This is a genomic window from uncultured Chryseobacterium sp., assembly GCF_913776365.1.
GTDB lineage: Bacteria > Bacteroidota > Bacteroidia > Flavobacteriales > Weeksellaceae > Chryseobacterium.
On record NZ_CAJYMO010000167.1, the window covers coordinates 1 to 11,005 of the forward strand.

An 11,005-nucleotide genomic window follows, 5' to 3' on the forward strand; every position below is an offset into this window, starting at 1 on the left:
GCTCCGGGTCAGGTTGATGTTGTCTTTCCCGATGGCACTTTCCCAGCCGATGTGCGAAGGCATGATCCCGGCATCGATCCAGAGGTTTTTTGTTTTTGAAATCTTTACGCCGATATTGGCTTCATTAACGTAGCGTAATGCTTCCTGTTCTGCGGCCATATTGTCCTGGGCGTAGGTTCCGGCCATCAAAGCCAGGTTCGCGCGGAAATTGTCATCCTGATAAGAACCCTTTACGAATCCGAGGTTGAGGTTCACCTCATTGTGGCGGTTGTAGGAATACAGGAAGTTCTGGCGTATATGATTCGACGGTTCATTGAAATCATAGGTATAGAACAGTTCGGCATAAGCGGAAAAGGTAATTTTATTATTTGTTTTTACAGAGTCTGCCGACTGTGCTTTCGGGAAAAAGATTCCCAGCAGGATATTGGCAACGATATATTTTTTCATGGGTGATGAGGGTACAGCAAATACTGTACATAATTGGATTAATTTAAATGGTTTGAAAGGTTTATTTTTCAGATCTGTTCTATTGGTAATTGACGCAAAGGCTGATATTGGTTTCCGCATCTTTTAGAGGGAGCAAAGTAGGGCGACAAAGCCATTGATGAAACGTAGGAATAATATGTGCGTTTCATCAGATCAGCCTGCTGATCTTCTCTTTGCCTCGTTACACTGTACATCAGCAATTAAAAACTTTGCATTAAAATACAGCTGAGTGATACCTGGAAATTTTTAGTCCTTTCGCCTTTAAGACAAGATTAATGATAAACTAAAATATGGGCAACTCGTTATTACTTCAATTCGTTCAGTGCGATATTCAGTTTCAGGACATTCACTTTTGAAGGCCCGAAAAGAGATTCTTCCGTTTGTCCGGCAATCAGACTTTCGATTTTCTCCAACGGGATCTTTCTTTCCTTAGCAATTCTTCTGGCCTGATAAGCGGCACCTTCAGGCGAGATATCGGGGTCCAGTCCGCTGCCGCTGGCGGTTACCAGCTCTACAGGAACTTTTACCTGCTGCATTTCCGGGTTCTGCATTTTCAGGGTGTCGATTCTTTTCTGAACCGTCTGCAGGTATTCTTCATTGCTTGGTCCTTTGTTGCTTCCCGCACTTCCGGCGGCATTGTAATCCACAGCAGACGGCCGGCCGTGGAAATATTCCGGCGATTTGAATTCCTGGCCGATGTTGGCATAAAACTTCTGTCCTTTGTATTGAATGATCTCGGCATTTCCCTGGGTCGGTAATACTTTGGACCCTGCGTAAACGATGCCAAGATAAATTCCGACGATCACAAGCATAACCAAAGTAAGTCGTAAGGCGGATAAAATATGGTTTTTCATTGTTCTAAATTTTTGTTGTTGTGGAAAGGATGGTGATGGAAGCGGGATGATGGAAGTCACTTTAGTTTTAACTGATAGGGGAAGTCTTTATCTTATTATCATTTAATAAATTAAAACGGTATATTATCAACTTCCAGCACCCAGCCTCCCTGTTACAGCTTTATTAAAAAAACAGGCTGATCACCAGATCGATGAGCTTGATCCCGATAAACGGGGCAATAATCCCGCCCAGGCCGTAAATCAGAAGGTTTCTTCTCAGCAGGGCACTGGCGCCGATCGGTTTGTAGGCAACGCCTTTCAGAGCCAGCGGAATCAGGATCGGGATGATAATTGCATTAAAAATAATCGCCGATAAGATGGCTGATTCAGGGCTGTGAAGGTTCATGATGTTCAGTTTTTGCAAAGCCGGGATAAAGGTGATGAACAAAGCCGGGATGATGGCGAAATATTTGGCCACATCATTCGCGATACTGAAGGTGGTAAGTGTTCCGCGGGTCATCAGCAGCTGTTTCCCGATTTCCACGATCTCGATCAGTTTTGTCGGGTCGTTATCGAGGTCCACCATGTTTCCGGCTTCTTTGGCCGCCTGGGTTCCGCTGTTCATTGCAACGCCTACATCGGCCTGGGCGAGGGCGGGCGCATCATTGGTCCCGTCGCCCATCATGGCAACCAGCTTCCCTTCCTGCTGTTCCTTTTTGATGTAGTTCATCTTGTCTTCCGGTTTCGCTTCGGCAATAAAATCATCCACCCCGGCTTTTTCAGCGATGAATTTCGCGGTTAAAGGGTTGTCACCGGTAACCATCACGGTTTTTACCCCCATTTTTCTCAGCCGTTGGAAACGTTCCTGGATCCCGGTTTTGATGATGTCCTGAAGTTCGATGACGCCCCAGACTTTCTCATTCACGGAAACCACCAGCGGCGTTCCGCCGTTTTCCGAAATTTTGGTAACCGCTTCCTGGGTTTCCTGCGGGAAAATATTTCCTGCTTTCTCCGTTAATTTCTTAATCGTATCATACGCTCCTTTACGAATTTTTGTGTTTTCAAAATCAATGCCTGAAGTCCGGGTTTCTGCCGTGAAATCGATGTATGTGGGGTTGGGAACCAATAGATCTTCGGATTTCAGCTGGCTGAGTTCGATAATGGACTTTCCTTCGGGAGTTTCATCGGCGACTGAGCTCAGCGCAGAAGCTTTGATGAATTCTTCCATCTGGATATTGTGGGAAGGATGGAATTGGGTGGCCTTACGGTTTCCGATGGTGATGGTTCCTGTCTTGTCCAGCAGGAGAACATCAATATCGCCGGCTGTTTCCACGGCTTTACCGCTTTTGGTGATCACATTGGCCCTCAGGGCACGGTCCATTCCCGCAATCCCGATCGCAGAGAGCAGGCCGCCGATCGTTGTCGGGATCAGACAAACGAAAAGTGAAATAAATGCTGCGATGGTGATCGGCGTCTGCGCATAATCTGCAAAAGGTTTCAGGGTAACGGTTACGATGATGAACGTCAGCGTAAATCCGGCCAGTAATATAGTGAGTGCGATCTCGTTGGGTGTTTTCTGCCGGGAAGCGCCTTCTACCAGCGCGATCATTTTGTCGAGGAAAGATTCTCCCGGCCGGGTGGTCACTTTCACTTTAATCCGGTCCGAAAGGACTTTGGTACCGCCGGTAACGGAACTTTTATCACCGCCGGCTTCGCGGATTACGGGGGCACTTTCCCCGGTGATGGCCGATTCGTCGATGGTGGCCAGCCCTTCGATAATTTCCCCGTCCATCGGGATTTGGTCTCCGGCTTCGCAGAGGAAGATATCACCGAGCTTCATGTCGGCTGATTTTTTAAGGACGGTTTCTATCTGGAAGCCTTGATTGTTATCCACAACCACTTTGGCCGGCGTTTCCTCACGCGTTTTTCTCAGCGTATCGGCCTGGGCTTTCCCTCTCGCTTCGGCAATGGCTTCGGCGAAATTGGCAAAGAGGACCGTAAAAAACAGGATGATGAATACTAAAAAATTATAGGCGAAGCTTCCCTGGGAGGTATCTCCGGTAAGGCTGAACAGGCTTACGACCAGCATGACCACCGTTCCGGCTTCCACCAGGAACATAACGGGATTTTTAAACATGATTTTCGGATTCAGTTTAACAAAAGACTGTTGGATGGCTTCGTTAACCAGATCTTTCTGAAACAATGTCTGTGATTGATTTTTCATTTTTTTGAAAGCTTTATATCAGGTAAATCAATAGTAACCACTAAATCAGGCAAATAGTAAAGAATAAAAATGAAACTATTTATTGAGATAGATAAAGATGAATGGAGTACGTTTTTTACGTGTTAGCCGGCTTAATGGTTGACTATCGATCAGGTTTAATTATTTTGAAAAAGAATGCAGCTGTTCGGCGATCGGTCCCAGGGTGAGAGCAGGGAAGAAGGACAGGGCGGCGATCAGAAGGATGACGGCCAAGGTCATGAATCCAAACGTAGCAGTATCTGTTTTCAGCGTTCCCGCACTTTCCGGGATGTATTTTTTCTGGGCCAGCAATCCGGCAATCGCCACCGGGCCGATGATCGGGATAAAGCGGGACAGCATCAGGACAATTCCTGTTGAGATGTTCCACCACGGGGTGTTGTCGCCTAATCCTTCAAATCCGGAACCGTTGTTGGCAGAAGAGGAAGTGAATTCATACAGCATTTCGCTGAAGCCGTGGAATCCGGGATTGTTTAATGTTTTCGCTCCGAATTCGGGAAGATAAGCGGTTAAGGCCGTTCCTACCAGAATTAAAAACGGGTGGAACAGGGCAACGATCATGGCAATCTTCATTTCTTTGGCTTCTATTTTCTTTCCTAAAAATTCCGGGGTCCTTCCGACCATCAGTCCGCTGATGAATACGGCCAGGATGATGAAAATAAAATAGTTCAGGATCCCGACGCCGCAGCCGCCGTAGAAGCAGTTGATCATCATCGCCAGGAGTTCATTCATCCCGGAAAGCGGCATGGTACTGTCGTGCATAGCATTTACGGAACCGGTAGAAATCACGGTTGTTGCAATGCTCCAGTACGCGGACGAAGCACTTCCGAACCGGATTTCCTTGCCTTCCATCGCCCCGAGATGCGGATCAGTTCCCATTTCGGTAATTAAAGGGTTTCCGTGGGTTTCATTGATGATATTCGGGACGGCCAGGGCCAGGAAACCGATGGTCATTACAGTAAATATTGTCCATGAAAGCTTTCTTTTCTTTAAATAAAAGCCAAGTGCAAACACCATGGCAAAAGGGATGATCATCTGGGTCACCATCTCCGTTACATTCGTCAGGTAATTCGGGTTTTCCAGCGGATGCGCCGAGTTCGCTCCGAAAAATCCGCCTCCGTTGGTCCCTAAATGTTTAATGGCAATAAATGCCGCGGCCGGACCTCTGGAAACATCAACTTTCTGTCCTTCCAAAGTAGTAATATGGTCTTTGCCCTCAAATGTCATCGGACTGCCGTTGGCAGAAAGAATAAAAGCGACGATAATGCTGATCGGGATCAGGATTCTGGTCATGGATCTGGTGAAGAAATCATAGAAATTCCCCAGCTCTGTCGTGGTTTTGTCTTTAAAGGCTTTAAAGAGCACGGCCATCGCCGCCATTCCCGTCGCCGCCGTTACAAACTGGAGGAACATCAGGTACAGCTGGCTGAAATAACTTACGCCCGTTTCCCCGGAATAATGCTGTAAATTACAGTTCACCAGGAACGATATAGCGGTATTGAAGGCCAGATCCGGCGACATATCCGGGTTTCCGTCAGGGTTCAGCGGAAGCCAGGACTGATTCAGCAGGATGAAAAATCCGATGACGAACCACACCAGGTTGATGGCCAGCATGGCAAACATATTCTGCTTCCAGGTCATCTGTTTGTTCGGATTGATTCCTGAAATCTTGTAGATAAGATTTTCAAAAGGCTGGAAAATACTATCCAGAAAGGTTTTTTTATAGCCATACACACCGGCAATATACTTTCCGAGGAAAATACCGATCACCATTGTAACGGCAAACATGGCAATAATGCCCAAAATTTCTGTATTCATTAGGTTAGTCGGTTAAAATTTTTCGGGTTTGATGAGCACATAGCAGATGTACCCAAAGGCGAGGACGGACAGGAAAAATAAGCTCCACATAGTCTTATATTTTATCAAAAAATTCAACGGATTTATACGAGATCCAGAACAGGACGGCACTCAGTGCCAGTAAACTTATCAGCATCATATCGCAACAATTAGGGTTAATAGGGTGAACACTGCATAAGACACCATCAGAAGGCTCAGTTTCGAGTGCTTGGGTTGTGGGGACATTTTTCTTGGAACGGTCATTTTTAAATATTTTATTCTGAACCGGTAATGCCAAAAAAAGATCCAATGCGCTTGAATTTGCATCAAATGATTGATAAGTAGTGTTTTATATTGTTTATGGGAGATTTGTCATCAGGTAAAAACCTATCAAAATGATAAGCCTTTTATTAAAATGATAGTATGGGAAGACAAAAGGGAAACTCCGGTAAGGCTATATTGTCTAACTGTCCGGCCGTCTGCTGTAACATTTCCCGGATTTTTTCAACCTATTCAAAGAATCCTGATACGGGATCCGCTGAATTCAATATCTTTATCGGATGAACATACGGTTGAACCGCTAAAGACGGAATCACGCATAAAAGATAACATTCAATGAAATACCTGAAAATACAGACAGACCAGACCGCTGATTTTGAAGCACTGAAAAATGCGTTCCTTCAGATGAAAGGCGTGGAATCGGTAGAAATCATCGATGATGAAAACCCGGAAAGCGAGCTGAAAAAAGCATTTCACAAAACCAAAGAACAATTCAAAAAAGGGGATTATGAAACCCTGGTGAATGATATTTTCGACATTTTAACCAAGAAATAATACAGCCGGCGGAACAGCATGATGACCTGTCATGCCGGCCCGGGGCGCAACTTAGAATAACTGATCAAGAAAGATGAAAAAGGCAATTTTATCGGTGGCTCTGCTGGGCGGGATTTTATTTTCCCCGCAACTGGCAGCACAGACCGAAACTTCCGGCCGGGAAAAAGTCTACAGGGCTACCCATACCAAAACAACGGAGCTGAAACATACGAAGCTGAAAGTCGGTTTCGATTATCAGAAAGAACAGATGAACGGTGAAGAGTGGCTTACGGCAGCACCGTATTTTTATGCCACCAACGAACTGACGCTGGACGCCAAAGGAATGCTGATCCATGAAGTGGCACTGGATGCCAACGGTAAAAAATCCCCTTTGAAGTATGATTACAAGGATGACGTTCTGAAGATTACCCTGGACAAGACCTATCAGAAAGACCAGGAATATACCGTTTATATTAAATATACCGCCCGCCCGGATGAGGTGAAGCAGCAGGGGAGTGCCGCCATCAATGATGCAAAAGGATTATATTTTATCAACGCACAGGGGAAAGACCCGGATAAACCCACCCAGATCTGGACCCAGGGAGAAACCGAATCCTCTTCTGCCTGGTTCCCTACCATTGATAAATCCAACCAGAAGACCACCCAGGAAATTTATATGACGGTTCCTGACAAATACGTTACCCTTTCCAACGGGATCCTGAAAGATTCCCGGAAAGAATCCAATGGTTTACGTACAGACCATTGGGTAATGGATAAAAGGCATTCGACTTACCTTTTCTTCATGGGAGTAGGAGAATATGCTGTGGTAAAAGATAAATGGAGGAATATCCCGGTGGATTATTATATTGAAAAGGAATATGAACCGTATGCAAAGCAGATCTACGGAAATACTCCTGAGATGATTGAGTTTTTCTCCAAAAAACTGGGATACGATTATCCATGGGCCAAATACGCACAGATTTCCGGAAGGGATTACGTGAGCGGTGCGATGGAAAATACAACGGCTACGCTGCATGGAAGCGGCGTGTTACAGAAACCCGGACAATTGATTGACGAGAATACCTGGGAAGATACCATTGCCCATGAGCTTTTCCACCACTGGTTCGGCGATCTGGTAACTGCAGAAAGCTGGAGCAACCTGACCGTAAACGAATCATTTGCCAATTACTCGGAATACCTCTGGAACGAATACAAATACGGAAAAGACCAGGCCGATTATCACCTGATGAAGGATGTCAATATGTATCTTACCACACCGGGGAATTTTGATAAGGACCTGGTACGCTTCAATTATGATTCCCGGGAAGATGTATTCGATCTGGTTACCTACCAGAAAGGCGGCGGGATTCTTCATATGCTGAGAAATTACCTGGGCGATGATGCCTTTTTTGCTGGTATAAACGATTACCTGAAGACCTATGAGTATCAGAATGCGGAAGCCCATCAGCTGAGGCTCTCTTTTGAGAAGGTTTCCGGAAAGGATCTGAACTGGTTCTTTAACCAGTGGTATTTCGGAAGCGGGAATCCGAAAATTAAGTATTCATCTGCTTTTGAGCCTGTTAAAAAACAAGTAAGCGTTACTATCGAGCAGACCCAGCAGGAGCCGTTCCAGTTCCCGCTGGCCATTGATGTGTATGAAAACGGGAAACCGAAGCGGTACAGGGTCTGGGTGGATGCTCAGGCTAAAAATACCTTCAGCTTTGATGTTGCCAAAACTGCCGACCTGGTGAACATTAATGCAGACGGTGTCCTGTTGGCTGAAATCACCGATACCAAAACACCGGAGCAGTACCTTATGCAGTTTATAGGCTCACAGGAGTTCAAAAGCAGGTATGATGCGCTGAACGGAATCAAAGACCAGATAGGCAAAAGCCCGGCAGCTGTAAAATTACTGGCAGCTGCAGTAAAGGATCCTTTCTTCAGGATCAGAATCAGAAGTCTGAAATTAATGGATCTTTCCAATCCGGAGCAGAGGAAAACCTTTGGCGCAGAAGTGGAGAAACTGGCATCCAATGATCCTAAAACTTTAGTACAGGCATCAGCCATTGCCGCGCTGGCCAAAACAAAGGACAAAAAATACATCCCGGTCTTTGAAAAAGGAATGAATGCCGTTTCCAATGCCGTTAAAGCAAGTTCGGTAGCAGCCCTTATCGAAGCTGATCCTTCAAGAGCTGCTTCGCTGGCTGATAAGATCGATCTGGAAGGTGCATCGGAAGAAATGATGGCTAAGCTGCTTCCTGCCATTGTAAAGAACAGGGTGGCTTCCCAGATGTCCGGTATTGCGCAGTTTGCTGCATTTTACCCGTTCATTAAATTCCAGAACCCGGAATTGGGGAAAACGGCAGAAGAAGGATACAATTGGATCATGTCTTCCGATAACCTGAAAGCTACGGAAAGCATTACCAGAATGCTGGCACAGGCAAAAGGGCAGATGGGCGACAACCCGCAGGTGAAAATGATGATTTCCCAGATGCTGAAAGAGGGACTGAACAAGAAAATGGAACTGCTGAAACAGAATCCTCAGCAGGCGGCAAGCATTAATAAGCAGATCGATGTTATTAACAAAGCCATTGAAGATTTCAAATAGTAATATACTATAAAGCGTAAGCATTTTATAACGGAATGTTTATCGCAGACCCGGCAGCCGGAATTTTTGGCAGCCGGGTTTTTTATGTCCGGAATAAACCGGTATCCGGATGGATACAGGGTAAAGTGAACTCAACGCAGAAACCCGACTAAAAGCCTTGAAGAATGAAGCCGGATGTTGGGCGTTTACTTTATCTTAATAAGATTACTGTCTTTATTAACACATATTTTTTGCAGTGGTAAAATGATAATAACATGCTGTATCAGTAATGGTTTATCAAAATCTGTTAAATATCATGATGGGTTAAACGTTTACATTTTTTAAATTCGTATAAAATTAGAATCTTATGACTTTTGGAATCGAGGCGGTAAGCTATCATGTGCCTTCATTATATCTGGAAATTAAAGACCTGGCAACGGAAAGGGGGATTGACCCGGCCAAACTGGAAAAAGGGCTGGGGCTTCATAAAATGGCATTTCCGGACGTCCATGAAGATGCCGCTACTTTCGCGGCGGAAGCTTTACTTAAACTGATCAGGGATTACCAGCTTAATCCGACAGAAATAGCAAGAATTTACCTCGGTACCGAAAGTGCCCTGGATGCGGCCAAACCCACAGCGTCTTATGCCATGCAGATGGTGGAAGAAGTGCTGGAAAAGGAATTCGGGGAACGCTGTTTCCGGAACTGTGATGTGGTGGACCTGACTTTTGCCTGCATCGGTGCTGTGGATGCCCTGCACAATTCCCTGGATTTTGTCCGGGCCAACCCGGAGAAGAAAGCGGTAGTGATCGCCAGTGATTACGCGAAATATGAACTGGCGTCTTCCGGAGAATATACCCAGGGCGGCGGTGCCGTGGCAGTCCTGATATCCGCAAAACCGGATCTGATGGAAATTGATAACAGCTGGGGCGTAGCAACCGAAAGTGTTTTTGATTTTTTCAAACCTAGGCGCCATTTTAAAAAGGATGACCTGGCCAACGCTCCTGAAAGTTTCCCGGATAAGATCGAAATTTTTACCGATGAGCCGGTGTTCGACGGCCAGTATTCCAACCAATGTTACCAGGACCGGATCCGTGAAGCTTATGACCATTACCGCGAAATCACCGGAAAGGAAAAACCTTCGGAAGGCTGGCGGTACCTGATCTTCCACCTTCCGTATGCTTTCCACGGAAAACGGGTTTTCACGGAAATCTACAGCCGCGAAAACGGTCTTTCGTATGAAAGTCCGGAAGAACAGAAAGCGGTAGCCAAATCGGAAGGCTATCTTAGCTTCATCAATGATAAAATTGAAAGGTCACAGCGGGCTTCCTCCGAAATCGGAAATATGTATACGGCCTCCGTTTTTATGGCGCTTTTATCCTCACTGCAGACCTCTTTTTATGAAAATGAAGAACTGGCCGGACAGGAGATCGGATTTTTAGCCTACGGAAGCGGCTCCAAATCCAAAGTCTTTGCAGGAAAAGTTTCTCAGCACTGGAAAAGCGTTGCTTCAAAATGGGATCTGTTTAAAAGCCTGAAAAACCGTACGGCGATCGGTTTTGAAACCTATGAAAAGCTTCACCGCAAACAGCTGGAAAAATCCGTCAATCCCGGCTACAAAGGCTTCGGACTGCAATCTGTTGAAACAGTTCATCCGTTGCTTCTGGGAGCAAGGTATTACGGATACAGAGACTGATGATCACCGGAAGATCAGCAATTGCACCGGCAGGAGTTCCGGAACAGGTTGGGGCGGCTGCATACCTGCCTCCTATGCTCTGATTTTAAAAAATGAACTATTGCGGATTTATAATCCGCAATTTGTTTTAGCAGATTTTACTTTAAAAGCACTGTTGCCGGTTTATAATCCACAATTGGCCTGGAAATTCTTAGGGGTTACACCGACCCATTGCTTAAAAACCCGGGTGAAATAATTGGTATCCGAAAAGCCGGTCTGGAAAGCCGTTTCCTTAATCGTATTTCTTTCGGCCAGCAGTTCCTTGGCACGTCTGATGCGCTCCCGGAGAATAAACTCATTGGGCGAAGTACCGAGTTCGTCTTTAAACAGCTTAAAGAAATTGGATTTGCTGACATACGCCAGCCGGGCGATGCTTTCTACCGACAGCTTCTGATGCAGGTTGTTGCGGATATAATCAGCCACAAAACCGATTCTGGAGCTGGTTTTGGCTAGAT

At 45.7% G+C, this 11,005-nt stretch carries 8 protein-coding genes; 3 read left to right on the forward strand and 5 right to left on the reverse strand.

What is annotated here, in order from left to right; all coding sequences use genetic code 11:
- The 4 genes from QZ735_RS08360 to kdpA form a co-directional block, all read right to left on the reverse strand.
- Positions 1 to 447, reverse strand: a 447-nt coding sequence (locus QZ735_RS08360) for an outer membrane beta-barrel protein (protein ID WP_294246815.1), incomplete at its 3' end; no start/stop codon positions are given.
- A 344-nt stretch (positions 448 to 791) separates the two neighbouring features.
- Positions 792 to 1,340 (reverse strand): potassium-transporting ATPase subunit C, encoded by a 549-nt coding sequence (locus QZ735_RS08365; RefSeq protein ID WP_294246817.1) that lies wholly within the window; start codon positions 1,338 to 1,340, stop codon positions 792 to 794.
- Positions 1,341 to 1,503: 163 nt separating this feature from the next.
- Positions 1,504 to 3,543 (reverse strand): potassium-transporting ATPase subunit KdpB, encoded by a 2,040-nt coding sequence (kdpB, locus tag QZ735_RS08370; protein WP_294246819.1) that lies wholly within the window; start codon positions 3,541 to 3,543, stop codon positions 1,504 to 1,506.
- Positions 3,544 to 3,702: 159 nt separating this feature from the next.
- Positions 3,703 to 5,397: a potassium-transporting ATPase subunit KdpA gene (kdpA, locus tag QZ735_RS08375; RefSeq protein WP_294246821.1), complete on the reverse strand. Its 1,695-nt coding sequence runs from the start codon at positions 5,395 to 5,397 to the stop codon at positions 3,703 to 3,705.
- 633 nt (positions 5,398 to 6,030) lie between these two features.
- Here kdpA and QZ735_RS08380 point away from each other — a divergent pair.
- The 3 genes from QZ735_RS08380 (at position 6,031) to QZ735_RS08390 (ending at position 10,511) form a co-directional block, all read left to right on the forward strand.
- Positions 6,031 to 6,249: a hypothetical protein gene (locus QZ735_RS08380; RefSeq protein WP_294246825.1), complete on the forward strand. Its 219-nt coding sequence runs from the start codon at positions 6,031 to 6,033 to the stop codon at positions 6,247 to 6,249.
- Positions 6,250 to 6,322: 73 nt separating this feature from the next.
- A complete protein-coding gene (locus tag QZ735_RS08385; protein ID WP_294246828.1) occupies positions 6,323 to 8,836 on the forward strand; it encodes a M1 family metallopeptidase in 2,514 nt (837 codons plus the stop codon).
- Between the two features lie 346 nt (positions 8,837 to 9,182).
- Positions 9,183 to 10,511 (forward strand): hydroxymethylglutaryl-CoA synthase, encoded by a 1,329-nt coding sequence (locus QZ735_RS08390; RefSeq protein ID WP_294246830.1) that lies wholly within the window; start codon positions 9,183 to 9,185, stop codon positions 10,509 to 10,511.
- Between the two features lie 162 nt (positions 10,512 to 10,673).
- Here the strand turns inward: QZ735_RS08390 and QZ735_RS08395 are convergent.
- Positions 10,674 to 11,005 (reverse strand): helix-turn-helix transcriptional regulator (locus QZ735_RS08395; RefSeq protein ID WP_294246832.1); only part of this gene is annotated, 332 nt, incomplete at its 5' end.